The organism is Paenibacillus sp. NPDC058071 (assembly GCF_042885235.1).
In the GTDB taxonomy this organism is placed as follows: domain Bacteria; phylum Bacillota; class Bacilli; order Paenibacillales; family Paenibacillaceae; genus Pristimantibacillus.
The window spans coordinates 84,179-109,011 of sequence record NZ_JBHVSK010000008.1 but is presented as its reverse complement, the minus strand read 5'-3'; the positions used below and the strand labels follow the sequence as shown (position 1 = coordinate 109,011).

General features: G+C 50.3%; 22 protein-coding genes. 9 read left to right on the top strand and 13 right to left on the bottom strand.

The window, feature by feature from the left end:
• Positions 1–303, top strand: a 303-nt coding sequence (locus ACFVTB_RS15150) for a hypothetical protein (protein WP_387750470.1), incomplete at its 5' end; no start/stop codon positions are given.
• A gap of 207 nt (positions 304–510) precedes the next feature.
• Positions 511–1,128: a TetR/AcrR family transcriptional regulator gene (locus ACFVTB_RS15145; RefSeq protein ID WP_387750467.1), complete on the top strand. Its 618-nt coding sequence runs from the start codon at positions 511–513 to the stop codon at positions 1,126–1,128.
• A gap of 126 nt (positions 1,129–1,254) precedes the next feature.
• Here the strand turns inward: ACFVTB_RS15145 and ACFVTB_RS15140 are convergent, their stop codons facing one another.
• The 5 genes from ACFVTB_RS15140 to ACFVTB_RS15120 form a co-directional block, all read right to left on the bottom strand.
• Positions 1,255–2,013 (bottom strand): glucose 1-dehydrogenase, encoded by a 759-nt coding sequence (locus ACFVTB_RS15140; RefSeq protein ID WP_387750464.1) that lies wholly within the window; start codon positions 2,011–2,013, stop codon positions 1,255–1,257.
• Positions 2,014–2,405: 392 nt separating this feature from the next.
• Entirely contained in the window at positions 2,406–3,497 is a 1,092-nt protein-coding gene (locus ACFVTB_RS15135) for a sensor histidine kinase (RefSeq protein WP_387750461.1), read from the bottom strand.
• Positions 3,487–4,173 carry a winged helix-turn-helix domain-containing protein gene (locus ACFVTB_RS15130; protein WP_387750458.1) on the bottom strand — a complete coding sequence of 229 codons (687 nt, stop codon included), beginning with the start codon at positions 4,171–4,173 and terminating at the stop codon, positions 3,487–3,489. Before ACFVTB_RS15130 ends, ACFVTB_RS15135 begins: the two co-directional genes overlap by 11 nt.
• A 21-nt stretch (positions 4,174–4,194) precedes the next feature.
• Positions 4,195–4,797: a class I SAM-dependent methyltransferase gene (locus tag ACFVTB_RS15125; RefSeq protein ID WP_387750455.1), complete on the bottom strand. Its 603-nt coding sequence runs from the start codon at positions 4,795–4,797 to the stop codon at positions 4,195–4,197.
• Between the two features lie 268 nt (positions 4,798–5,065).
• On the bottom strand, positions 5,066–5,710 hold the full coding sequence (locus ACFVTB_RS15120; RefSeq protein ID WP_387750452.1) for an HAD family hydrolase: 645 nt from the start codon (positions 5,708–5,710) through the stop codon (positions 5,066–5,068).
• A gap of 121 nt (positions 5,711–5,831) precedes the next feature.
• Between ACFVTB_RS15120 and ACFVTB_RS15115 the strand changes: the two genes are divergently transcribed.
• On the top strand, positions 5,832–6,200 hold the full coding sequence (locus ACFVTB_RS15115) for a PH domain-containing protein (protein ID WP_387750450.1): 369 nt from the start codon (positions 5,832–5,834) through the stop codon (positions 6,198–6,200).
• Between the two features lie 179 nt (positions 6,201–6,379).
• Here the strand turns inward: ACFVTB_RS15115 and ACFVTB_RS15110 are convergent, their stop codons facing one another.
• The 4 genes from ACFVTB_RS15110 to ACFVTB_RS15095 form a co-directional block, all read right to left on the bottom strand.
• Positions 6,380–6,991, bottom strand: coding sequence for a DUF1349 domain-containing protein (locus tag ACFVTB_RS15110; RefSeq protein ID WP_387750447.1), 612 nt, complete (start codon positions 6,989–6,991; stop codon positions 6,380–6,382).
• Positions 6,992–7,268: 277 nt separating this feature from the next.
• On the bottom strand, positions 7,269–7,898 hold the full coding sequence (locus tag ACFVTB_RS15105) for a YfbR-like 5'-deoxynucleotidase (RefSeq protein WP_387750444.1): 630 nt from the start codon (positions 7,896–7,898) through the stop codon (positions 7,269–7,271).
• Positions 7,899–8,480: 582 nt separating this feature from the next.
• A complete protein-coding gene (locus ACFVTB_RS15100) occupies positions 8,481–9,680 on the bottom strand; it encodes an MFS transporter (protein WP_387750441.1) in 1,200 nt (399 codons plus the stop codon).
• 566 nt (positions 9,681–10,246) lie between these two features.
• Entirely contained in the window at positions 10,247–12,157 is a 1,911-nt protein-coding gene (locus ACFVTB_RS15095; RefSeq protein ID WP_387750438.1) for a beta-N-acetylhexosaminidase, read from the bottom strand.
• A 462-nt stretch (positions 12,158–12,619) separates the two neighbouring features.
• Here ACFVTB_RS15095 and ACFVTB_RS15090 point away from each other — a divergent pair, with 462 nt between their 5' ends.
• The 5 genes from ACFVTB_RS15090 to ACFVTB_RS15070 all read left to right on the top strand — a co-directional run bounded on the left by ACFVTB_RS15090 (position 12,620) and on the right by ACFVTB_RS15070 (position 19,432).
• Positions 12,620–14,497, top strand: coding sequence for a cache domain-containing sensor histidine kinase (locus ACFVTB_RS15090; protein WP_387750435.1), 1,878 nt, complete (start codon positions 12,620–12,622; stop codon positions 14,495–14,497).
• Positions 14,494–16,062, top strand: a complete 1,569-nt coding sequence (locus ACFVTB_RS15085) for a response regulator transcription factor (protein ID WP_387750432.1) — start codon at positions 14,494–14,496, stop codon at positions 16,060–16,062. The genes ACFVTB_RS15090 and ACFVTB_RS15085 overlap by 4 nt, the downstream gene beginning before the upstream one ends.
• Before the next feature lie 151 nt (positions 16,063–16,213).
• Entirely contained in the window at positions 16,214–17,551 is a 1,338-nt protein-coding gene (locus tag ACFVTB_RS15080) for an extracellular solute-binding protein (RefSeq protein ID WP_387750429.1), read from the top strand.
• 75 nt (positions 17,552–17,626) lie between these two features.
• The gene (locus ACFVTB_RS15075) at positions 17,627–18,499 is read left to right on the top strand and encodes a carbohydrate ABC transporter permease (protein ID WP_387750426.1); all 873 of its coding nucleotides are present in this window, start codon (positions 17,627–17,629) and stop codon (positions 18,497–18,499) included.
• Positions 18,500–18,556: 57 nt separating this feature from the next.
• Positions 18,557–19,432, top strand: coding sequence for a carbohydrate ABC transporter permease (locus tag ACFVTB_RS15070; protein WP_387750423.1), 876 nt, complete (start codon positions 18,557–18,559; stop codon positions 19,430–19,432).
• A 236-nt stretch (positions 19,433–19,668) separates the two neighbouring features.
• Here the strand turns inward: ACFVTB_RS15070 and ACFVTB_RS15065 are convergent, their stop codons facing one another.
• Positions 19,669–20,379, bottom strand: a complete 711-nt coding sequence (locus ACFVTB_RS15065) for a DsbA family oxidoreductase (protein ID WP_387750420.1) — start codon at positions 20,377–20,379, stop codon at positions 19,669–19,671.
• A 237-nt stretch (positions 20,380–20,616) separates the two neighbouring features.
• On the bottom strand, positions 20,617–22,584 hold the full coding sequence (locus tag ACFVTB_RS15060) for a methyl-accepting chemotaxis protein (protein WP_387750417.1): 1,968 nt from the start codon (positions 22,582–22,584) through the stop codon (positions 20,617–20,619).
• A 208-nt stretch (positions 22,585–22,792) separates the two neighbouring features.
• Here ACFVTB_RS15060 and ACFVTB_RS15055 point away from each other — a divergent pair, with 208 nt between their 5' ends.
• On the top strand, positions 22,793–23,155 hold the full coding sequence (locus ACFVTB_RS15055; RefSeq protein ID WP_387750414.1) for a GIY-YIG nuclease family protein: 363 nt from the start codon (positions 22,793–22,795) through the stop codon (positions 23,153–23,155).
• Between the two features lie 122 nt (positions 23,156–23,277).
• Here the strand turns inward: ACFVTB_RS15055 and ACFVTB_RS15050 are convergent, their stop codons facing one another.
• Together ACFVTB_RS15050 and ACFVTB_RS15045 are read right to left on the bottom strand one after the other, a co-directional pair.
• The gene (locus ACFVTB_RS15050; protein WP_387750411.1) at positions 23,278–24,390 is read right to left on the bottom strand and encodes an NADH:flavin oxidoreductase; all 1,113 of its coding nucleotides are present in this window, start codon (positions 24,388–24,390) and stop codon (positions 23,278–23,280) included.
• Between the two features lie 87 nt (positions 24,391–24,477).
• Positions 24,478–24,789, bottom strand: a complete 312-nt coding sequence (locus ACFVTB_RS15045) for an ArsR/SmtB family transcription factor (RefSeq protein ID WP_387750791.1) — start codon at positions 24,787–24,789, stop codon at positions 24,478–24,480.
• Positions 24,790–24,833: the final 44 nt, after the last annotated feature.

The following is a 24,833-nucleotide window of genomic DNA, read 5'->3' as shown; positions in this document are numbered from 1 at the left end:
GCGAAAATGCAGTTATTGCGCCACTATCGGCTGCGTATGGGACAAATAACTGCAAAAAGGCAGTTATTGGGCTGGAATGGTGCGCGAAAGGCGGCATGTTTGGGAAATAACTGCGAAAATGCAGTTATTGCGCCACTATCGGCTGCGTATGGGACAAATAACTGCAAAAAGGCAGTTATTGGGCTGGAATGGTGCGCGAAAGGCGGCGCTGTCCAGGAAATAACTGCGAAAATGCAGTTATTGTATCGTTGTCGGCTATATCTGGAGCAAATAACTGCAAATAGGAAGTTATTGGCGGCCTAGCATAGTGCGCGAACGGCGTCCAGGTTCGGGAAAAAGTCGAGCGTTTATCGTTAGCCTGAGACGGCCAGACAAGCCGCTTTTTAGAAGCTCCAATCCCGCTCATCCCTTGCTTTTTGATGCAAATCGCATCTATGGTATGATTAGAATCGCGGACGTCCCGCAACATTCAAGTGAAAGGTACATCAAGCGGAAGGGGCAGTAGTGAACATGGACACCACTCGTCAATCCCGAAAGCATTTACATACGAATCATGTTTTAAAAACCTCTTACATCCATTTAATTCTGGAGAGCAACGAGCCCGACAGCGTCTCGGTATCGGAAATTTCCGATCGGGCCGACTATAACCGGAGCACCTTTTATTTTCATTACAAAAATAAGGAAGAGCTGCTGGAGGATATGTTCTACGACGCCCTGCACGGAATTGCGCAAGCGCTGCGCGAGCCGTTCAAACAGCAGGAGCTGATTTCGCTCCAGGAAGGCGTCATTATGACGACCTTCATTTGCCGGCACATCGAGCAGCATCAGCACTTATTTCAAGCATTGGCCAAGGTTTCGAGCAAACCGAGCTTATTTGAGCGGATCGAGCAACTGCTTATGACGATGTTTATGGAGGAAGTCATTCTTATTAAGGATAGCAAAGACCAAAGGCTGGATTACGAGATGAGCGTTATTTACCATACTTCATCGACGGTCAGCTTGATTAAGTATTGGATGACCACCAACTTTAAATACTCGGCCTCTTTTTTGTGCGAGCAGATCCATAACAACTCGTTATTGCCGATTACCTGCATGAAACAAAGAACGCCGCAGCATGACCAATTTTAAAAGGGCTGACAGCCCTCTTTTGCATCGTGTCAGCGTATAAAAAGCCAAAAAAACGCCTTCGGAAAAGCAGTCTCCAGTTAGGAGGGACTGCCTTTCCTGAAGGCGTTTGGTTTTAAAAAAACTAGTTTATATCGAAGTTTCTCCGCCGTCAACGACAATCTCTGCACCTGTAATAAAGCTGGCTTCATCCGAGGCCAGGAATAGTACCGGGTACGCGATTTCTTCCGGAACAGCGACGCGTCCGAGTGGAATACGAGTAGCCGACAGGTTTTGTGTATCGGCTGCAAGGATGTGATTAGACATTGGCGATGCTACCGTTCCTGGATGTACGGAGTTGACGCGAATGCCATAGGCAGCTGCGTCAGCAGCAACCGACTTGGACAGAAGTCGAACTGCACCCTTCGATGCTTGGTAATGAACGCCGCCTTGACGACCGACCAGCCCCGCGATCGAAGAAATGTTAACAATGGAACCTTTTTTGTTCTTTTTCATTTCTCCGATGACGGCTCTCATGCCCAAGAAGTTGCCTGTTGCATTGACGTTCATCATCGTGTTCCACTCATCGAGCGAATATTCCTCAATGTCACCAGTCAGTTTTCCGAGAATCCCAGCGTTATTAACGAGAATATCGATTTTGCCAAAACGAGCAATCGCTTCGTCGGCAACGCGCTTCCAGTCCTCTTCGTTCGTTACATTATGTTGAACCGCAATGGCCTGCTCGCCAAATTCTGCGTTAATTTCGGCCACCGTTTTTTGCAGCAGCTCCAGCTGCATATCGGTAGCGATGACTTTAGCTCCTTCTTTAGCAAAAAGCTTCGCTTCCGCCGCGCCTTGTCCGCCTGCCGCACCTGTAATGATCGCTACTTTACCTGCTAATCTGCCCATGTGTATGATCCTCCTTGAAATGAAATGAATAGTAGGAAAGATAAATGTTGAAATGAAGTGTAAGGTTATTTTTTTGCTGGCTGCCAACCGATCAGAGGTGCTGATCCACCGTCTGCTATCCTATAGCGCCCGCCCGGCAATGGTCCCGCCATTGCCGGGCGGGCGGACCATGCCTTTGTGAGACGAATAGGGTAAGACCGGTAGCAAACACCCTTATCTTATAGTTCAATGGATGCGTTTTCAACAAACACGGAGGAGCAATTTGTCGGAATTCCGACAAACTGCTGTCTGAATGATGAATCTTAGCTAAAGGGATTAACAAATTCGATGGGAATGTTGAATGGTAAAAACGGGAGGATGTACTGCTACTAATGGCTGGATGAGCGAAGCGGTTATGAGGAAGATTTCGGAGCCTTACTTAAGGAAAGAGATGCGGTAAATCTGAACAGGCCTTCTTCATGCCAGAGCATGAGAATGCCTCCGTGAAGCTCCATAATATTTCTAGAAATTGACAGACCTAAACCGGTACCGGATTGGATTTCATCGTTCTTTCGGGAATCGTCGATTTTATAGAATCGGTCGAACAGCTTCGACTCCTGCTCTTTTGTAATCGGCATTCCTTTATTTTCAACGGCAATATAAGCGTTGTGGTCGTCAGTGTGCAGCGATACGCGTATGATGCCGGGCTTAATGGAGTAATTCAAGGCGTTGATTAGCAAATTTTCGATAACTCTAACGAGCTTTTCGCTGTCAACGTCGGCGAGCACCGGCGATTCCGTCAGGTTTGCGGCGAGAGAGGCGTCATGCTCCTCGGCAAAAGGCTCGAATTCAAATAGCAGCTGACCAAGCAGCCCACGCACGTCTGTCGGCTGCAAGTGCAGTTGCACATCGTTCGAGGCAAGGCGGGTGTATTCGAACAAATCATGTATTAACTTTTTGAGGTAAATGGCCTTGTTATAGGTGTTTTCGATAAAACGCTCGTACTCCTCTTCGTCACGATAGCTCTTCGTCCGCAGCAGTTCCAAATAACCGATCATACTTGTTAAAGGTGTACGCAAGTCGTGGGAAACGCTGGTGATCAGCTCCATCTTCGTTCTCTCCAGCTCGCGTTCCCGCTGCATTTGCTGCTGAAGCTTCTCGGTCATCGCGTTGATCCCTCGAGCGACGCGTCCCAGCTCGTCAGCCCGCTGCTGTGGGACACGGTAATTCAAATCGCCCTCAGAGATGACGTGCAGCCCGTCGGCTAGCGTAATCAAATAGCGGACAACTCGGCGGGTGAACAGAAAATAGGATACGATAAACACTGCGACGAACAAGAATGGGGCCAAATGCCGAACACTGTCGCTCAATTCGGTGCGTAGAAGCAGCCGTACTCCGAACAGCGAGATAACGGATGCGAGCAGCAAACTTCCTATAAATGCCGCTAACATTTCGATACGTATGGTTATTTTTCCGCTTAACCGGTTATGCAGCTTAGCCTTCAAGTTTATACCCCACTCCCCATACCGTTTTAATATAACGAGGCTCTCGGGGACGCTCCTCCAGCTTTTCCCGCAAATTTCGGATATGCACCATGACGGTATTTTCCGAGTAGCCGGTCGGTTCCTCCCAGACGGTTTCGTAAATGCGGTCGGCGCTGAATACTTGGCCGGGATGAGCCGCAAGCAGCTCCAGAATTGAAAATTCAAGCGGCGTGAGAGCGACTGTCTTGCCTCTGACCGATACGGCGTGTTTTGCTTTATCGATTATGAGCTCGTCAATCGTAATGACGGCTTCGCACGTAACTTGCTCCGTATAGGTTTGGCGACGCAGCTGCGCTTTAACTCTCGCCATGAGCTCCAGCGGACTAAATGGCTTGGTGACGTAATCGTCCGCTCCGGTAGACAGTCCCGTAATTTTATCGATCGCTTCTTCTTTCGCAGAAAGCATAATAATCGGTACGGTGGAGGTTTCTCTAATTTTGAGACATGCCTTGATTCCGTCCAATCGAGGCATCATGACGTCTAAAATAAGCAATTTAACATCCGGGTTTGCACGCAAACGTTCAATTGCCACTAGTCCGTCCTCGGCCTCGATCACCTTGTAGCCTTCGTTGCGCAGGTAGACGTGAATGACGTCTCTAATTTCAGAATCGTCGTCGGCAATTAATATCGTATGCATCGCGTTCGTCCTTCCCTTCTTCTAGCTCCGAGCGGGGTGCTTGCCATTTTTAATAATTCCCTGCCCGAGCGGAACATTCCTCTTGCGGCAGAAGTAAACGAATGCGGGAGGGAAATTGAGCGGCACCAGTTGAATGCTTTCCACATCGAAAGCTTCCTCAAGCACGCTTTTCATTTGGAGTGAGTATTGAAAGGCAATAAAGTAGCCGCCAGGCTTCAGGCTGCCAACGATTTGATGAATCAGCCGCTGCCGGTAGCGCGGGGAAAAGTTGAAAAACGGCAATCCGCTGATGATGCAATCCAATTGATGAACTCCATTACGCTTAATGATGGAGATCATTTCGATGACATCGGGGGCGCAGACGAACTCGGGGTATTCCGCCTGCAGCCGGCTGCGCATGTGGGCGTCTTTTTCGAACAAAAATACTTTCGCTGTGTTCTTTGCTTTAGAGGCAATGAATTTCGTGATGGGACCGGTGCCGCTGCCGAGCTCAGCAACTGACCCGACTTCCTTCCACGGCACAGCTTCGACCATCTTTTGGGCCAAAAACCGTGAGCTAGGAGCGACGCTTCCGACTTGCTTTGGGTTATGCATAAACTTTTGCAGAAAGAGTAAAGAAGACATGTTATCCCCGCCTTCGTTATTATTTTTTTCAATGGCCGAGCGGCTCATACGTTCTCTGGGCGGATGAGTGCGGCGCGATCAGCCATCGATTCGTGGAACTTGATGAGGCTATCATAAATCAAATTTCTAAGGAGCTTACGGGGATAAATCTAAAGAAATTCTAAAGAAGTGCGTTGGAGGATATTGTGCAAAAAAAGCTCACGCAGTTTTCGCGTGAGCTTCTTTGAATTATTTTAGTAAATCACAATCAAGCCAAGCAATTAAATCGTTAAAGCATAAGTCGAATAAGCTTCAAAGCCTTCTCAAGGGAAGGTGCTGTCTGGTGTTTCATGGTTAGATTATCGTCGTTTAGTGTTGAAATGGGATCGTCGATTAACAGCGTGCGTATGCCCAACCGAGCGGCCGTTTCAAGATTAGCCATTCGGTCGTCAAGGAAGAGGCAAGAGCCTGGCTGCGTATTCAGCTTTTCCAGCATCATTTTGTAAATATCCTCGCTTGGCTTCCGTGCGTTCAAATCGCCGCTAATCAACCAATGCTCAATATGACCCTCCAATTGATGCTGCTTTCGCAACAATACAGACCACTCGCTAACATCGTTGGATAAGCAAGCCACTCGTATATTCATGTCCGCCATCGCTTCTAGAAATTCATTCAACCCCGGGGCCAAACGATGTCCCAGAATATATTCATTGTCTGTCGTTTCTTCATACAGGATACCGGACGACTCCCAGAACTCCTTTGAGGTCATTCTGCCCAGCGAGCAGTCCATATACAGAGTTTGAATGTCTTTATCTGACAAGCAGCAGCCCCTTGCTCTTAAAAAAGGAATAAGCAATTCGCCGACATCGTCTCCGGCCGTATATATAACGCCCATTGCATCCAAAATCACATACTCCAGCTTGTTCACCTTCATACCGACGGGCCTCCCACTGAAAGAAGTCGAAAATTGTTGGAATGTCATTAAAAAAGGAGGAATATAGAAAAATAGATAGAATAATGAAATATTAAAACATTGATACTGGGGGATGGAGTAAATGGCAGTAGCGCATATTAATATCGAATGGGTTTTTGTATCGGAATGTCCGATTCCGAATGATGTTCATAACATTTTGGTTCCGGGAGAAACGCCTGTTGCCGCCTACAAAACGTTTCGCGATATGGCAATTTTCACAAGCAAACGACTGATTGTTCGCGATGCTCAAGGCATTACCGGGAAAAAAGTTGAAATCTATTCTTTGCCGTACAGTTCCATCGATATGTGGTCCTCTGAAAATGGCGGCAATATTTTGGATCGGACGGCGGAGATCGAGCTGTGGACAAAGGCAGGCCATTTCAAAATCGTTCTGCACAAAGGCGTGGACGTTCGCAAGCTCGACTTGCTGATCGCTAATGCAGTTTTGTAAAATGTAAAATCGCTTAGAGTGGAATAATGTTCAATATCAAAAAACCGCAACCATCGGTGAATGCTGTCTTCAACGAACAATGGGTATCAAACCGTTGCTGACGCTTCATCATCGGGTTGCGGTTTTTATGCAATAGGGTTAATTGACGCTATAAGCATGCCTTGTTTTAAGTATGAAGCTTACTCCTCATGAGGGGGATCGATGTGCAAATCGGCATCGGGCTCGGCGTGCATCCAGCGAGTGAAGACAACTTCAAGTCCTGCTCGAGTTGGGGCGCAAAGGAAAGGGCCGGCTTGTTTTCCTTGAGAATAAGGGAAGCGCGCGACTCGAACCGTTCGCCAACCTCCGTCTGCGCGAGCTCTAATAATGACCGCATCCTTCATGCGGGAGGCTCGAATAGTCACCTCTTGACCGACCCATTCAGGTACCGGAGCAAGCGACCAGTCCGAGAAGCCGTCGGTTACGACGACCGCCAAGTGCGGAACGCCGTCATTCAGCTCGATTCCCGCTTTAATCCATTGCTCTTGTCCTTGCCAGAGCATGAGTCCCGCTTGATCGTACAATTCCGTGAAGGAGGCCAATTGGAACGTAACTTCAACAGCTTGGCTATCTTCCCATGGCGCCAGCAGTGCATGTCCATTCCGATGCTCGAATTCATATAATGTTTTTTCCCAATAGTCGCTTCCATTCTCGGCTATTACTTTCAGGTTTTGGCCGTCCTCTTTGACTGCAACCGGCTTTACTGTCCACGTTCCGAGGCTCCAAGGGACAGCAGTATACGTGCTCGCCATGCGGCTCACGCTCCTTCATAATTTTGCTAGATGTTGGATATTGACGTTATCCCTATGCTAGTCAACATTTTGGCGAAAGTCAAAAAGTGTTTTGAAACGAGGGTTTTGTGAGAAGGTCGAAAAGGATGGGGAAGCGAGAAGTGAAAACGGGGGGGCTTAATAAGAAGTTTCGATAAGGGATAGTTGTTTTGAAGAGAATTGATTGGCTTGTTGAGGAACGGCGGTGTGAGCCGTAAGTTATCGAAGGGAAGGGGAGGGGGAAACGGGAAATTGTTGATTAGCGTTCCAATGCTTCTTGTGTAATTTGCTTGATATCGATCGGGCAATGCGAGCTTTCTTTGACAATGTCCGGCAAGATATGCTCCAGAAAATAGTCCACGCAGTGCAGCTTTATTTTTTTGATTTTGATAAGCGCTTCGCGATACATCGTGACAAATTCCTTCTCGGTATTGCCCCGCTGCAGCTCTGTCAGCGCCTCGTATACTTGGTCGAGCTTATCGGCCACTTCAAGAATCAAGCCTTCGACGGAATCGTCCTTGCCTTCACGCAATTGTCTGCGAAAAATAGACTTAAATTCCTCTGGGATGTTCTCCTCAATAAACATGGCGATCATGCCTTCTTCTACCTGCTGCAGCATGCCGCGCAGCTCCATCGAGTAATGCTTCACGGGTGTTTTAATATCCCCGATAAAAATTTCGCCGTAATCATGGCTGCTCGTTATTTCATAAAGCTTTTTCCAATCCACTGTCACGCCGTTGCTTTCTTCAATATCTGCAAGCGTTTTGGCGTACTGCACAACCTTCCAGGAATGAGCGGATACGCTGTGCTCTTCGAACTTGAATTTGCCCGGACAACGGATAATGCGCTCGAGATCGTTTAGTGATTGAAAGTACGTATGAATGCCCATGGCTATTCCACTCCTCTTCTTTTTCTATATTCGGCCTTGTTTTGAAAGCATAACGCTAGTTTGTTAAGAGAAGATAAAGCCGCTCGCCTATCTTTTTTCCTTATGGCGGGAAGTTGCGACTGATGAGGGTGAAAGGGTGAAAAGGTGAAAGGGGAGGTTATCAGGCCGGATGCGTACTCGCAGGCATTTCTTGCAATGCTAATAACAAATGGACGACTAATTGCACGGACCTGCTGAGGATTTATAGCGGCTATTTTTACGGGTTCCACTACTATTCGGACTGCTTACAGTGCGCTCACAAAGCTTTTGTATAGTGCTGTTGGCAGCACTGTGTGCTAGAACACCAGCGTAAGCAATAAATGCATTTTTGCATTTATTCACACAAAACTAGACGTTATTTATAAATGCGGTAATGCAGTTATTTACCCGGCCCGTTCTCCAAACCAGTCACTTTGAGGGCGAATAACTGCATAAAAGCAGTTATTTGATTTTTTTGGGTTCCTAAAGAGGAAAATAAGTGCTTTTATGCAGTTATTCTTTTCGTCGACAGAAACGACAATCGGACAACACGACGAGCAGAAACTACGGAGCGGCCGAAGTCATGCTGTCCGGTTTGCTTGCCGTTGTACGGCTCGGCCCTTTCGGGAAGCGCCAAGCAAAAGGTGCGGCCAGCAGGACGACGGCGATCAATAAGCCGATTGCGAGCAGGCGATGATCTAGAAGCAGTTGGACTGCAATTGTCAGCACGATGCCGCCGAGATTGCCGAACATAAGCAGCACTCCGGTAATTGTGCCTGCCTCCCCTTGGGAGGAGCGGGTTTCTGCCGAGGAGAGAATGACGGGCAGGTTGGCGAGCAGCAGGCAGCCCGCCAAAGCGAACAGCGCGATAAACAGCCAGAATGGAGGGCCGAGGGCCAATGCCGTCAATGCCGCCGCGCTGGCCAGCAGCGAAACAACCAACGCTAGGCGGGAGCGTTGACCGAATGCTGCCCAGCCCGGAATGATCGCTGCGCCAATAATCCCGGCCAGCGTCATGCCGCCAATTCCGATGCCGACTTGGGCGGAATCAATCCCAACCGGAATAGACAGCACTTCCAGCCATGTTGTGAGTGTCACGAACAGTCCGAAGCCCGCGAACAAGAGCAAGCTGTATAATCTCACCCATGGTTTCGACCATACGGATCGAATGGCAGCCGCCGCCTCTGTCCGCTCGTCGCCGTACAACCCAGGAACACGAAGCGCCACTAACATGGCGCAGCTGGCCACAACGGCGAAACAGGCTTGCGCGGTATGAATGGACGCAAGACCGCCCCATGCCATCAGATAGGGTGAGCTTACCGTAGAAATTAAAATGCCAACAAACAAGCTGGCTGTACCCGCCGCAATGGCAACGGGTCTTTTGGAAGGAGTGACATACCGGCTCGCCAGCTTATTGACAGCATTAAGGACAAGCGGCTGCCCGATAGAGATGACGATTTGCCCAACTAGCGCCCACTCATAACCGGGAATTGCCCGTATCAATGCGCCAACGGCCGTCAACGATGCTCCGTAAGCTAACGAATGCTTGAATCGGCGGTCAGCCCAGTATCCAAAAGGAACGGCCAGCAATACGTAAAGCAAAGGGAAGACTTGTGCAAGCCAGCCTACCGCATCGACAGAGACGCCCCAGCTTTCTGCGGCTGCAGTTGTAATCGGTGTGTAGGTTACCCATAAAAGCTGCGTTGCTGCAGCTAGACAAGCGTAGGCCGCAATAACGATCCAACGCGTCCTTCCTTCATTCACCGAGATCCCTCCGATCAGCTTTGCAGCAAGCTGCAAAATTACCCAACACCCAATGATGTCCATTGCAAACTAGCGGTCGTTTCATCTCATCGCACCGGCTTTCGTTAGAAGGAATAGAAAAGCAATTCTATGAGGATCTGACAAATCCTCTATTTATGCAGCCCCCAAATATAAAACGCTTACAAACGGACAAGAATCTCGAGCCTGCGAAAATTAAAGTGATGCATCATAACCCCCTGCAAGCGCATAATCAACTGGTTAAGCGGCAATTCAGCACGCTGAAAAATAGTCAGTTCGCAGAAGTGGAAGTGCTGGAAGATAAGAAGGCGTTGCCTGAGGGGGGCGAGAGCACTCAGCAAGAGGGGAAGTGGCTTCTGAGGAGAGTAAGCTAAGTCCTTCCGAATAATCCTTCCGAATAATCCGCCTAATAAAGAAAACCGCACGCTGTCCCAGCGCGCGGTTTTGCAAGGCAAGTATCCCTAAATAGACCTGCTTAAGCAACAAAAGCATAACCTGATCAAGCCCCGATGCCCTCAAGCAAGCGGGGCTTCTGTTTTCCAGCAACCCTAGAACGGATTAATGACGTGGAAAAACACGTTTGGCGAAGCCATCCGGTAGTAATAGCTGCACCAGCCGGTCCCCTTCTGGTTGAAGCGGTTGACGGTGCTGTATACCAGACGCTCCTGCTCCAGTTCCTCGATGCGATCGATCCTTCCATCCACAAAGTCGAGCAAGCGCAGCGAAGCGGAGTCGAGGCGGTTGAGCAGCCCGCCGTAGCGGATGTCGATAACTTCCCAGCCGAACGGCTTGAACATGCGGAACCATTGCGTACGGTGCGCGGCGCGAAGCTCGCGAACGGCGCTCGCAATGGCGGGCAGCGCGTTCGTGGCGATTGCCTTCAATTGCTCCTTATTGCCGGCATCATAAGCGGTTTTCAAAGCGATGCCGATCTCGCCTTTCCGCTTCAGCACGGCGCTCAGCTTCTCTGGCACGTCGAACAGGTAGTCGAGCGCGGCGCTCTTGTCGCGTTGCTCGACAATGCGGCGTTCCAGCTCGGCGTAATGATCGTTCATCGGCAGTCCTTCGATTTGCTTATCGAACAGTCCTAGCAGTACGTCTTGATAGAGCAGAAACTTCGACGGATTGCTTTGCTTGCTGTTGTTCGGCTCCGAGCCTGGTACTTCATCGAGATCTTTAAACAACAGGAAAGCGTCCTTCTCGATGCCGGTACAAAATTTAACGCGTTCCGCAAGCTGTTCTTCAGTCGGCTTGCCTTCCGTATACGCATGCTCGGCATACAGCTGCAACCCGAGCAGCGCTGCGTAAGGGTTGCCTTCGTTGCCGTCGTCGCCCCACATCGTGGCGTATATTTCCCCAATGCCTTCCCGCTTGCATACCGACAGCGCGACATCGGTCGCGTTCAGGGACAAGCCGTAGTTAACGCCGAACGTATTGAAAATCCAGACGGCGCCTGCGAAAACGAGATTGCAGCCGAGCGGCCGGTGGTTGGCGATCAGCTTCTCATAATCGCCCGGTTCAATATGGTTGTAATCCCAATAAACCATATCGACGTCTTTCGGAATACGGCGCGCCATTTCCTCTGGAATGGTCGTCTCCGCATCATAGTATTCCTCGCCGTTGCCCGAAGCGAGCTTCAGGAACATATCGCTCCACATCATCGGCTTTAGACCGCGCTGGCGGACGGCCGCCAGCACCTTCTCCAAGTGGCTGACCATAATGTTGAACCGGCTGTCATGGCCGTTCAAGTCCAAATATTTGCCGCGGCCAAGCTCCTCGGCCTCGTCCATGCCGATATGGATTTTGCGGCTGCGAAACGGAGCGCTGGCCGCTTCGATCATGCGCTCGATCAGCCGATCGGTCGCTTCGCTGCCGACCAGCAGCGCGCCCTTCGTATCTTTATAATGTTTCACCGGCTCCCATTTCAGAAATTCCTCCAGGTGAGCCAGTGTTTGAATGCTAGGGAAAGCCTCGATGCCGAACTGGTCGGCGTAATCGTCAATCGCTTTCAATTCCGCTTGCGAATAACGCCCGCGCATGTAGCCGAAGTACGGTTCGCCTGGAATTTCGTACGTATCCTCCATGTACAGCATAACCGTGTTCATGCCCATAAGCGCCAGCTTGTTCAGCATCGTTTTGAAGCTGTCGACCGTTATAACCGCATTGCGGGACAAATCGAACATCGGACCGACGCGTTCGAACTGCTGCCGCTCTTGTACGCGGAAGGTTTCGCTTTGACGGCTATGCTGAACGAACAGGCCGAATGCCCGGAAAAATTGATGCTTCTGGCTGTAACGAATATATGCGCCGGATGAATCGCGGCCAGCTTCCAGCTCGCCTTCCGACCGTTCGACCCGGACGGTTAAGCCGTCCTCTCCCACCATAATGCCAAGCTCCTCCGAAAGCCGTTCGATGCCCGGCAACAGCTCCGCGACATCCCCTTCGAAACGCAACCTCATACGAAAACCCTCCTGCGCGATTTGTCTTATGATCCTTAAAAACACCCTTATGTTAGTCCATTGATTTGAATAAATCAATCATAAATTTGATAAAAACGATCATTCCGGCTCTTGTATTTTACTGGCAGAACCTGCGATAATGGCGATAAGATCGAGGCGGATTGCCCTGAAACAATAGGTTTGCACGGCAGTCGAGGGCTAGCGTGTCCGACAAAAGAATAGAGTATTATTTTGGCTGTACCGCTGACTGCGGCAATTCTTTATAATGATTTTGACAGCGCTTTCTTTCGAAAAGGCGCAAAAACATTCGCATATCAGTGATTTACGGGAGAAGATTCGGTATGTTAAAATGTGTTTCCAATGGACGTGTTATTTTATTTAACATGATAAGTTATTTATATGAGAAGTCGTCACGGCGTTTCATTCTTCTCAGAGTATGCACAATCGGGGCGGTGAGTAGTTATGGACAATTGGCTCGGAAGATCACTTAAACATAAGCTGTCGTTGTTAATAATTATAGCCGCTCTCGTGCCGGTCTTGTCACTGGGGCTGTTCTCCTACTTCATAGCCGAAAGCTTGACGGCGGGAAAAGCGAAGAGCTCTGGATTAAATACGCTGACGCTGCTCGGCTCGAATCTCGAAAATATTGTCACCGATATCGAATCGGTCTCTCTGTATTATATGGGGCACGAGGATATTCAATCCTACTTGCGGTCTCCGAAAGAAGACGTTCTCCTCAGTACGAAAATCGCCACGCTGCTTATGACGATGTCGATCTCCAAGCCCTATATCGCTAACGCTATTATCGAATCCGATCGGGGCAAGCCCTCCATCGCTTTCAAATCGATCACCGGTACCGGTTTCGTAGACGTGAAGGAGGAATACCCCGACTATTACAGCCAGTATCCGAAATGGTGGTCGCCCGTTCATTTCCAGACGACCTCGTCGGAAGGGGCAAGAGACGTCATTACGATGTCGCGTCCGATTCGCAGCACAAAGAAATATAACAATATTGGCATGTTAAAAATCAGCTTGCTGCAAAGCGTCATATCGGAGCAGCTGCGGCAGGCCGGGTTGGAGGGCGGCGGTACGGTGCTGCTCGTAGACGGCAGCAACCGAATTCTTGCCGGTCCGGCCGAATATATGGACAACAGCTTGCTGGAGCAATATTATCCGGGCATTCAAAGCTTCTCGTCCAAGGGCAACGGCTGGTTCGAGTACGGAGCGGACGCCGATCGGCAAACGATTCTCTATTACGGCTTGAAAAACGTCGATTGGCGACTGGTCGGCATCATACCCGCACAGGCGTACAAATCGCAAAACCAGTATTTTCTTACCCTGACGGCGATTGCCGTGAGCGTGGCGGCGCTGTTCGTCATCGCTTTTGTATTATTCCTAATCCAGAAAGTGACGAAGCCGCTTTCGACACTGACACGTTTTCTGAAAAATTCAAGCCCCGACGAGCCGCTGCCGACGCTGCCTGTCACGACGATCGACGAGGTCGGACAGCTCGTCATTAGCTACAACCGGATGAGCTCCAAAATCGAGAAGTTGACCGACGAGGTGAAGAAGAACGAATCGCTCAAGAAAGAAGCCGATATGATGGCGCTGCAGGCGCAAATCAATCCTCATTTTCTGTACAACACGCTTTCGTCGGTGCATTGGATGGCGCTGATGAAGGGCGAGGAGCGAATAGCCGAGATGGTTGGCTCGCTAAGCGATTTTCTCCGATTCAGTTTGAACAGTGGGCAGGAGTATTGCACAGTGCGGCAAGAGATTTTGCATATCGACAATTACGTTAACGTTCAGTCGATTCGCTACCCGGACAAGTTTCAGTACGAGGCTGTGATTCCGGATGAGCTTTATGATCGCACGATGCTGAAGCTGCTGCTGCAGCCGCTTATCGAGAATTCGATGATTCACGGTATTTTGAAGCGCGATGGACTTGGCCATATTCGAATCAGCGCCGTGGCCGAAGGCGAGACGATTACGTTTACGGTAGAGGATGACGGCATCGGCATGGCGGAGGAAAAGCTGCTGGAGCTTCGATCCCGCATAGCGAGCAAGTTGGATTCGGAATGGACGCCGGGCTATCCGGGCGGAAGCTACGGACTGCGCAATGTCCATAACCGTCTGCAGCTCCATTACGGACCGGAATCCGGTCTGCATATCGACAGCATACCGTCCGTAGGGACGAAGGTGAGCTTTACGATTCGGTCTTCGGGTGAGCAGGGAGCACGGGACCGCATGACGGAGCCGACTCAAAGGTCGAACGAAGCAGAGGATGCGGGAGGCGTGAAGGAAGACGGAACCATTCGGGGAGAGGGGGATTTGAAATGAAGCTGCTGCTGGTTGACGATGAGGTCATCATCCGGGAAGGCCTAAGCACGGTGATCAAATGGGAGGAGAACGGGTTTACGCTTCTTAAACCCGCCGCTTCGGCGGAGGAGGCGCTGATGCGTATTCCGCTTGAGAGGCCAGACATCATTATGACCGATATTCGTATGACGGGAATGACCGGACTGGATATGGCGCGCCAAGTGAAGGCTGATTACCCGGATACGGAGATCGTCATCTTGTCGGGTTATGAGGAGTTTACTTACGCCCAGCAGGCCATTCGCGAAGGAATTAGCGACTACTTGCTGAAGACGAGCCGTCCCGCCGACATTATGGCCGCTGCCGCACGCGCTCGAAGCCGGATAGCAGAGAAGAAGCTGGCCGACGAGCATCAGACGGCCTTTCGTTCGAAGCGGCTGGAACGGCTGCTGGCAGGCGAAGGGCAAGTGGCGGAACGCGAGGCGGAAGAGCTGCTGCAGTATTACCCAGAGCTGCGGCTTGCTTCAGAGCAGGAAATGCTGGAGCTGTGGCTGGTTACCTCTGAGATGCCCTTGTCGGAGAACGGAGGAGCACAGCCTGGACACGACGAAGCCTGCAAGGCGCTGAAGGGAGCGCTCGGCTGCGTTATCGTCGAATGGAACGGCGGCTGGGTGCTTATTTTCAAAACCGGACAATCCGGCGCGCTGCGGAAAATCGAAGCGACGATGAGAGAAGCGGAGCGCGTGCTGCAGCGTAAGCTGTTCGCTGCGACGGGATTCGGTGTCCGTCGGATCGATGAGCTAAGAAACGCGCTGCGTGCCGCAGAACAGGCCACGGAGTTCCGTTTCTTGGCTGGCGATGCGCGCGTCATCGCCTATGAAGATGTGCATAGGCGGAAAGGAATGCGCACCGTCTGCTCGCAAGAAGAAGAAACGGCGCTAACCGCCGTGCTGCGTTCACGTGATGCGAATCGGTTGGGGGCGTGGATCGAAGACGTGCTGCTGACGGTCAAACGTGACCCGGAAGCGACGCCGGGAACGATGAAAGCCTTCCTGCATTCGTATCTTGTTGCCGGCTACCGCTGGCTGGAGAGGGCTGCGCAATCGGTCGGCCAGAACGGAATCGAGCTGTCCCCGCTTGAAGGGATGGATTACAATCAACTGGGCCGAAAGCCGGGAGAACTTCTGAGCGGGGTTCTGTCATCGATCATGCGCCAGTACGAGCATCTCTCCGGCGACCGCAATTCGGCGATATCTCGTACGACGGCCTATATACGCGAAAATTTGGATAAAAGCTTGACGCTTACGCAGGTAGCGGCGAGCGTTCATATGAATCCGAATTATTTCAGCGAATTATTTAAACGAGAAACGGGGAAAAATTATATCGAGTTCGTCACCGAGGCCCGCATCGAATGGGCTGTCCGGCTGCTAAGAGAAACGCCGGCGAAAGTAAGCGAGATCGCCAAGCGGGTGGGCTACGAGGATATGAAGCATTTTACCCGTTTGTTCAAACGCTACACGGGGGAGACGCCGTCCTTCTTCCGCGAGCGTCATAATGAGGGGAGCAAGCCTTCATCCGGGACCGGGTGAAGGCTTTTTTGCGCAAGCGAGCGAGCAGTGGAGGGAAAGAAAGCGCTTCAATGGGTGAATTTTCACCCCCCTTAATCTGAAATATCGCCCCTACGCCTTCGATTCACCTTTACTTATACTTAACTTAAATTACTGAGGGGGGACTTACTCAATGAAGAAAAGAGCTACATTGGTTGTTACGTTGATCACCCTGTTATCCTTGCTGACGGCCGCTTGCGGCGGCGGCAACAACGCTCCGAAGGAAGGCGGCAACGCTTCCGAGGGCGGTTCCAAAGATAAAGTAAAACTGACGATCTGGCATAACTTCGCAGGCGACGATCTTCGCGCCAAGGCGGTTCGCGGCCTGATCGACGAATACAAATCGACTCATCCGAATGTAGAAGTGGATGCGCAAGCGATCCCGGTTGACGGATATCGTCCTCGTCTGAGCACGGTTGCCGCAGGTAATGAAATGCCGGACGTATTCTTCGTATATGCGGGCAGCCAATCGCAAGAGTTTTTTGACGCGGGTCTGCTCCAGCCGATTACGCCGCTTGCTGAGAAATATCCGGAATGGAAAGACAACTTTATGGACGGCGCTTTCGACCGCTTCACGTTCGAGCCGAATCAAATCTACTCCGCTCCAATCGGACTTTCGGCTACTTCGTTCCTCTACTACAACAAAGATTTGTTCGAGAAGCATAGCGTGAAAGTACCAACGACATGGTCCGAGTTGATGACGGCTGTTAAAACGTTTAACGACAACGGCATTACGCCAATCGCACTCGGCAACAAAGCGCCATGGGTGGCTCAATCGACGATTATTGGATCGCTGGCTGACCGCGTAACGGGAACGGACTGGTTCCTGAAAGCGGTGAAAGGCGACGGCGCATCCTTTACCGATCCGATCTTCCTTGAAGCTTTGGGCAAATTTAAAGAGCTGTCCGACAACAAAGCGTTCCAAGACGGCGCGAACAGCATCGACAACACACAAGCCGAGCAATATTTCATTCAAGGCAACGCGGCAATGATGATCAGCGGCGCGTGGACGCTGACGAACCTGGCGGCATCCGCATCGGAAGAGCAAGTCGCTCCAATCGAAGTAACGACAATTCCGTCTATTGAAGGCGGAGCGGGAGCGGCAGGTACGCTGTCCGGCGGCGCAGGCGGCGGCTTTGCGCTCAGCAAGAAAACGACTGGCGCGGCAAAAGACGCGGCTCTCGACCTGATCTATGCGATCAGCGGTCCAGATGGCCAAAAGAAAATCGCCGAAAGCAACTCCATGGTGATGTACAAAATGGATCTGGCCCAATCCGGCGTCAGCCCGCTTTACCTGAAAGCATTTAACGTAGCGAAAGAAGCAACGATTACGCCGGTATACGACGCTTACCTCTCTGCCGAAGCAGCTGAGTCGATTAACACCGGTTTGCAAGAATTAATGATGGGCGGCAAGGTCGAGGACGTAGCGAAGAAACTGCAAGACGCGCAAGCCCGCTCGACTCAGCAATAAGATCCAGACAACAATCTGTCGCCCGTCGCGTCCCAGCGGCGCCCCGGGCGGCAATCTTTGAAGGAGGCTGACGTCATGCAGTCATCATTGCGTACCCGAAGCTTCGTCACGATGGCGCTGCTTCCAGCAGTTCTAATTTTCATTCTGTTTGCTATCGTTCCGATTATTTGGTCGATGTACTACGGTTTCTTTGATTGGAAAGGGCTTGGCGCAAGCAAGTTTGTTGGTTTTAAAAACTACGAGATCATGCTGCAGGACAAAGTGTTCTGGCACGCTTTGAAAAACAACCTTATTTTGACGGGCTCGGCCATAATCGGCCAAGTGCCGATTGCGCTGCTGCTGGCGCTTGTATTGCTTAAAAACACGTTTTTCAACCGGATTATACGGTCGGCTGTTTTCCTGCCAATGGTATTGTCGACGGTCGTTGTCGGTTTGATCTGGGGTTACATCTACCATCCGCAAATGGGTTTGTTGAATCAAGTACTTGAAATGCTCGGGCTGGATTCATGGACGCGAGCTTGGTTATCTGATGCTAAAGTAAATATGTATGCGATATCCATTCCGATTAACTGGGCAAATATCGGGCCATATCTTGTTATCTTCATTGCGGCTCTTAACAATATTTCGTCAGAAGTAAACGATGCGGCGAAAATCGACGGAGCGATAGGTTGGCGCAAGCTTTATTACGTAACGCTTCCGATCATTTGGGATATGATTGTCGTTGTTATCGTCCTTTGTATTTCAGGAAGCTTGAAAGCATTCGATCATGTCATTGTAATGACCCACGGCGGACCGGCGCATTCAACCGAGCTGCTCGCTACTTACATGTATAACAGCACCTTTAACGTGTACCGTTACGGCTATGGCTCCGCCGTATCCACCATGATCATCCTGATCAGTGCATTGCTGATCAGCTTGAACTACATCGTCACAAAGAGACGGAGCTAGAAAAGGCCGATCAAATGAATCGACCGGCTGGCTACACTGATTAAAGGAGTGAATCTTATGCAGGCGCAAGCTACGACTAAAGTGCAAGCAGCCGCAGGTAAGAGCGTATTGTGGAAAAAGCCGCTGAGCGGCGGCTTCAAGCTGCTGCTGCTTATATACGCAATCATAACGCTTTATCCGCTATATTGGCTCATCATTAGCGCTTTTAAGACAAACCAAGAGTTCTTCAATCGTCCCTATGCCTGGCCGCTGGAATGGCAGTTAGACAACATTATCCGGGCATGGGATCTCGGCAATATGGGCAGGGCGATGGTCAACTCGGTAATCGTAACCTCAATCTCGCTCGTCTTGACTATCGTTCTCGGCACGCTGGCCGCGTACGTGCTGTCCCGGTTTCAATTCAAATTCAGCGGGGTGCTGAAAGGGATGTTTCTGCTCGGCATGCTTATTCCGGTGCACAGCACGCTCGTTCCGTTATTTATCTTCATGAACAAGATCGGCATTCTCGATTCGTACTGGGCGCTTGTCTTCCCTTACACCGCCTTCGAGCTGCCCATTGCGATCTTCCTAGCCATCGCCTATCTCGTCTCCATTCCGAGAGAGGTAGAGGAGGCGGCGATGATCGACGGCAACGGCTGGTGGGGCGTGTTTGGACGCATCATTTTCCCGCTATGCTTGCCGGTAATTTCGACCGTCTCGATCCTCGCATTCCTTCGCTTCTGGAATGACTTCTCGTTCGCTTTGGTTTTCATTAACACGCAGTCGCTGAAGACGCTTCCGCTCAGCTTGTCATTGTTCTCGGACGGCTTCGGAACCGACTATGCACTTACGATGGGCGCGATGCTTATCGCGGTCATCCCGACGATTGTTATCTATTTGATTTTCCAAGAGCAAATTATGAAGGGCATGGTTGCGGGCTCGGTCAAAGGTTAATCCTTTGCCGAGTCTTTTTTCTGTCCAAACGTTGAATCAGAGATTAACGGACAGTTCCTACCTATTATATAGAAGGAGAAGAAACGGGAGGATCTAACTGATGAAAAGAACAGCGATGATTTCGGCGATCAGATCGCCTCAAATATACGGTGGTGAGTGGTGAGCAGAATCCGTTCATTAGAATAAGACGGCTCGTGCAGAGCCGTCTTATTGCTGCGAAAAGAAAAGAAAAGAAATTATAAATCGCAAGATCCGTCAGTACAGATCCCGTCGCCTTTAGCTTCTTCTTTCTGGATCTCAGGGTTGTTGGCTTGTTTTTCTTCATCCCAGATTAAGTGCAACGTTTCGAGAAATGCTTCTTCAGACTGAGCCCCTGGTATTGCATACTTGTTGTTAAACAAGAAGAAGGGCACTCCTGTAACATTCATATTTCTGGCTTTCGCGATATCCGCATGGACCTGATCTTTATAAGCGTTGGATTGGAGCATTTCCGCTGCCTCCCGTTCGTTAAGTCCCACCTCGCCGCTCAAGGAGATAAGTACTTCGCGATCGGCGATATTCATGGAATCCGAAAGGTAAGCGCGCATGAGGCGTTCAGTCATTGCAACTCCCTTGCCCGAATTGGCTGCAAAATGAACCAGGCGATGTCCGTCGAACGTATTTGCGGTAATAACGGATTCAAAATCGATATCGATTCCCGTTTCGCTTTTAGCCCATCTGGCCACTTGTGCTTGCTTATCCTTCAACTGTTTGACGGTCATGCCCTTTTTCGGGGCCGTTTCTTCGGCGCTAATGGCTCTGTTTTCTGCATGAGGGTTGAGCTGGTAGCTGTGATATACAATTTCTACTTTATCGCCCATCGGAAACTGGCTAAGCGCCTGCTCCAATCTTTTTTTACCTATAAAACAAAAGAGACATCCAAAATCCGACCAAATATCAATTTTCATCTTCCATTCCTCCTCAATTATAGACATTTTGTATCCATAATTATAATATAAAAAAATGATCCTTTTTCTTCTACATCGCAATACAGTAAAAGCGGATCTTTAATATCCATAATAAACAATACGCCTTCAATTTGCAATCCCTGTTGGTGTATTCCTGTAGTTGAACAACAGGTGATGACAGAGAGAAAGTGAAAAAAGGCGGTGCCAGAAGAGAAGAATCCCGGCACCGCCCATTTACTATATTTTGAACTTCGCAATAAGCAGCTGCAGATCCTCTGCAAGATGCGACAGCGATTCGGCCGACGCCGAGATTTCCTCCATGGCCGCTAGTTGCTCTTCCGCTGAAGCAGAAACGGTCTGCGTGCCGGCTGCATTTTCCTCGGCCGCGCTGGAAATAAGGGCGATGGAGCTGCTCATCGAATGAGTTCCTTCCTTCACTTGTGAAGCGGAGGTTAGCACTTGGCTTGCCTGCTCCACAACATTGCCGATTTCCCGTTTGATATGCTCGAACAGTTCTCCGGCTGTATTAACGGCTTCCATGCCGGAGCCGACTTCAACCGACGCTTTGGCCATTGTAGCGCTAGCCGAGCGGGTGGTGCCTAGTATGGACTCGATGAGCGAGGAAATCTGCTCTGCGGAGCTTGCCGATTGCTCAGCCAGCTTACGCACTTCATTGGCAACGACCGAGAAGCCGCGTCCGTTCTCGCCGGCTCTTGCCGCCTCAATTGCCGCATTCAAGGCGAGCAGGTTCGTCTGCTGCGCAATGCCGCTGATCACTTCCGTAATCGTACTGATTTCTTGCGAGAACTCGTTCAACTGAGACACTTCCTGTGACAGCTCACGGAAGGTTGTCTCGATCGAGCCCATCTGTCCGATTGCCGATCGCACCGCTTGCTCGCCTTCGGCCGACACCTCGTACGTTTTGACTGCCTGCTCCGATACTTGATCGGCGAGGCTGGCGATTTGCTCGGCCTGCGTCGACATTTCTCCAGCAGTATCTCGGCTGCTGTCGACGGATTTTACCTGGTGCTCCGTGCTTGTCATAATCTGTTCCATCGAGTTCGCGATATGCTCGGTTGCGCTTGAGGTTTGCTTCGCGCTTGCGAACAGCTCCTCGGAGGAGGCCGCTAGATGGAGTGAAGACTGGTTGACCTCGCCAAGCGTACGGCGGAAAGCTTCCATCATTTGATTGAAGCTTGCTCCGGCTCGCGCGATTTCGTCCCTGCCTTTTACCGCTACGGCTTGCTGTAGATTGCCGGTTGAAGCAACGCTGATCGCATCGTTCAATCGCTGTACAGGCCGCGCTAATTGCCGCGAAATGAAGTAGGCGATGACGACGCCGATAATAATGAAGAAAATATTGAGAATGACGGTCGTCTGCATCATTTCCAGAATCGCTTGGGTCAGCTCTTTTTCAGGCGCAGCTAGCATAACGGTCCAATTGTTCATTGTCGTATTGTAATAACCGGTTACCGATACGCCGTCAACCGTAAAATCCATATCGCCCTGGCCGCCGTTCGCCGATTTAGCGAATGCTTCCTCAAGCTCAGGGATACCGTAGTCTTTGACCGACTTGGTCATAATAGTTGTAGAATCGGGGTGGGTAACGGTAATGCCGTTGGCGTCGAACATAAAGCCATAACCCGTCTCGCCGAATTTCTCGCTGTTAACCACTTCAATAAGCTGGTCGATTGCGATGGAGGAGGATAGAAAGCCTTTTGGTTTATTGTCGACAAAAATAGGGGCGCCGATGACGATCGAGACTTGGCCGTCCAGCTTGTCGATAACCGGCTCAGAGACGATGGACCGTCCTTCGGACAAATCTTTCACATAGGGTCTTTCGGATAGGTCGACCCGGGTTCCGGTCGAAGTTAATGTGTTTTTTCCGGTAAGATCAGGGGAATAAACAAGGGATTTTAATTCCGGGGTTTGCGCGAGCGCGCCTTGAATGAAACCGAGCATTTGTTTGTCGTCGCCGTAAATAAGGCTGCCCGTCTTGGCGAAGGTTTCTAGAATCGCGGTTTTTTGCTGAAGATAACCGTCGATTTTTTCGACAATAACATTCGAGCGAAGTGCAATCTCTTTGTCGATTTGCTTGCCCATCAGCGTGGATGTAGACCAGTAGCTCAGAGCCGCTACCGTAACAAGCGAGATGACTAGCATAAGAGTTACAAGCGTAATAATTTTCGTTTTAATGCTTTTCATAGGTCCTCCTGATGTCTAAATGAGATGTGTCCTAGACATATATCGGTATGATAGTCCTAATCTTGAAGATCTAATTTTGCGAATTTTTGTGCAAAGAATTTGTAAAACCAAAGCGCGCAAAAGGTTGATCGGAGGAGGGGGATTGCGTTATAATTTCATTAATTAATTAGTAATTTAGTAAATTAGTAAATGAAGGGGAGATTCGATAATGGATAAAAGCAAGCGCAAAGAACTGCTCGAAGCGTTCAAGGAAGTGAAAACCTACATGGGAGTCATTCAAATTAAGAATACGGAGAACGGCAAAATATTCATCGACGCCTACCCGAATTTGAAAAACAAATGGATGACAATCAAGATGCAACTGGACATGGGGAGATTCGCCAACCTTGAATTGCAAAAGGATTGGAAGGAGATCGGGGAGAGTGCGTTCTCGTACGAGGTGCTGGAGCAAAAAGATACGAAAGATATGACGGATGTGAAGTGGGAGATGAAACAGCTGGAGAAGCCCTGGCTGGAGAAGCTTCAGCCGTACGGGGAACGAGGCTATAACAAGCCGCCCAAAAATCTTTAATCCGAAAAAAAGAAAGCGACCGCCTCGTTCAAGCATGAGGGGGCGGCCGCTTTTTCTAGTCTATAGAATAGCAGCCCTTCCGTCCAATTCTGGACCGAAGGGCTGCTGTCGTCTATATGAAATTAGCTGAGGGTACCTAACGCAGCAGGCGTAAACGGTACGAGTTCGTCGAAACGCTCATCGCGGATTTTGGCTGCCCAGGCAGGATCGACAAGCAAAGCTCTGCCGACGGCGACCAGATCGAATTGTCCTTGCTCCAGCCGATCGGTCAATTCATCGATATCTTTCGTTTCGGCGCTATTGCCCATGAAGGCGTTAATAAAGTCGTTGTCTAGGCCGACGGAGCCGACTGTAATTGTCGGTTTGCCAGACAGCTTTTTCACCCAGCCTGCCAAGTTCAGATCGGAGCCTTCAAATTCCGGCAGCCAGAAACGGCGGGTCGAGCAGTGGAAAATATCGACGCCTGCCTCAACGAGCGGCTGTAGAATTTGATTCAGCTGATCGGGATCGGTCGCAAGTTTGGCATCGTAGAAGCCCGATTTCCATTGGGAAATACGGAACACGATTGGAAAATCGGGACCGACCGCTTCACGGCAAGCGCGTACGATCTCTGCGGCAAAACGGGTGCGTTTTACAGGATCGCCGCCGTATTCATCCGTACGTTGGTTCGTTTGCTCCCACAAAAATTGGTCAATCAAATAGCCGTGAGCGCCATGCAGCTCGATGCCGTCGAAGCCGATGCGCTTCGCGTCGGCGGCCGCTTGGGCGAAAGCTTTCACGATCGATTGAATTTCTTCGACAGTCAACGGTTCGCTGACCTTCTCGCCTCCGATGCTCAGTCCGGAAGGACCGGCAGACGGGGCTTCGGGATGAGGACCTTGGCCTTGTTCGCGCAGTGTGCCTTGATGCCACAGCTGCGGAATAATTTTACCGCCGGCTTCGTGGACTTCCTTCACGACTTGCGCCCAGCCTTCCAGCGCCTTCTCGTCGTGGAAGTTCGGAATATTAACGTCTCCCGAAGCGGCCGGATGATTGATCGTCGTGCCTTCTGTTACGATAAGCCCGACTCCGTTCTCCGCGCGTCTTCTGTAATAACCTGCTACGTTGGCGCCCGGAACGCCGTTCGGCGATTGAGAGCGAGTCATAGGGGCCATGACAATTCGGTTCGTTAACGACAACGGCCCTTCTTGATAGGGCTTAAACAAGGCTTGAAGCGATGAACGGCTTGTAGGCATAGTATTCTCTCCTTCTATCTCTAAACTTTAATATATATATCTATAAAAATAGATATATTCGCGCATAAAAAGAGGTCCCGACTGCCACTATAGCTGTTTAAGAAAGGACTCCTTGAATGCGTTGATGCTTTCTTCATTGCGCCGATAGTACGTAAATTGACAGTGGCGCTTGGATTCCAATAAACCGGATTTCTGCATCTTCACCAAATAGCCGGAAATGACCGACTGCGCGAGCCCCGATTTCTCGGCAATTGCGCCGACGCAAACTCCGCCTTCGAAGTCGCAGCCTTGATGCATATAGGCCATGGCGCCGAAATGTTTATCGGGCTCCTTTAGCCATTCCAGTATTCGGAACCTTGTCTCGTTGGACAACGCTTTGATCACAGTTAAAGTATCCATGCGTTTATTATAGCTGTTTGTCTCGAAATGTACACCCATAAATT

Coding starts and splice junctions, on each gene's coding strand:
- ACFVTB_RS15105 (WP_387750444.1), bottom strand. CDS start 7,898: ATGGGCATTCATACGTACTTTCAATCACTAAACGATCTCGAGCGCATT.
- ACFVTB_RS15145 (WP_387750467.1), top strand. CDS start 511: ATGGACACCACTCGTCAATCCCGAAAGCATTTACATACGAATCATGTT.
- ACFVTB_RS15050 (WP_387750411.1), bottom strand. CDS start 24,390: ATGCCTACAAGCCGTTCATCGCTTCAAGCCTTGTTTAAGCCCTATCAA.
- ACFVTB_RS15055 (WP_387750414.1), top strand. CDS start 22,793: ATGGATAAAAGCAAGCGCAAAGAACTGCTCGAAGCGTTCAAGGAAGTG.
- ACFVTB_RS15080 (WP_387750429.1), top strand. CDS start 16,214: ATGAAGAAAAGAGCTACATTGGTTGTTACGTTGATCACCCTGTTATCC.
- ACFVTB_RS15130 (WP_387750458.1), bottom strand. CDS start 4,173: ATGCATACGATATTAATTGCCGACGACGATTCTGAAATTAGAGACGTC.
- ACFVTB_RS15115 (WP_387750450.1), top strand. CDS start 5,832: ATGGCAGTAGCGCATATTAATATCGAATGGGTTTTTGTATCGGAATGT.
- ACFVTB_RS15140 (WP_387750464.1), bottom strand. CDS start 2,013: ATGGGCAGATTAGCAGGTAAAGTAGCGATCATTACAGGTGCGGCAGGC.
- ACFVTB_RS15075 (WP_387750426.1), top strand. CDS start 17,627: ATGCAGTCATCATTGCGTACCCGAAGCTTCGTCACGATGGCGCTGCTT.
- ACFVTB_RS15045 (WP_387750791.1), bottom strand. CDS start 24,789: ATGGATACTTTAACTGTGATCAAAGCGTTGTCCAACGAGACAAGGTTC.
- ACFVTB_RS15110 (WP_387750447.1), bottom strand. CDS start 6,991: ATGGCGAGCACGTATACTGCTGTCCCTTGGAGCCTCGGAACGTGGACA.
- ACFVTB_RS15090 (WP_387750435.1), top strand. CDS start 12,620: ATGGACAATTGGCTCGGAAGATCACTTAAACATAAGCTGTCGTTGTTA.
- ACFVTB_RS15060 (WP_387750417.1), bottom strand. CDS start 22,584: ATGAAAAGCATTAAAACGAAAATTATTACGCTTGTAACTCTTATGCTA.
- ACFVTB_RS15085 (WP_387750432.1), top strand. CDS start 14,494: ATGAAGCTGCTGCTGGTTGACGATGAGGTCATCATCCGGGAAGGCCTA.
- ACFVTB_RS15095 (WP_387750438.1), bottom strand. CDS start 12,157: ATGAGGTTGCGTTTCGAAGGGGATGTCGCGGAGCTGTTGCCGGGCATC.
- ACFVTB_RS15120 (WP_387750452.1), bottom strand. CDS start 5,710: ATGAAGGTGAACAAGCTGGAGTATGTGATTTTGGATGCAATGGGCGTT.
- ACFVTB_RS15065 (WP_387750420.1), bottom strand. CDS start 20,379: ATGAAAATTGATATTTGGTCGGATTTTGGATGTCTCTTTTGTTTTATA.
- ACFVTB_RS15070 (WP_387750423.1), top strand. CDS start 18,557: ATGCAGGCGCAAGCTACGACTAAAGTGCAAGCAGCCGCAGGTAAGAGC.
- ACFVTB_RS15125 (WP_387750455.1), bottom strand. CDS start 4,797: ATGTCTTCTTTACTCTTTCTGCAAAAGTTTATGCATAACCCAAAGCAA.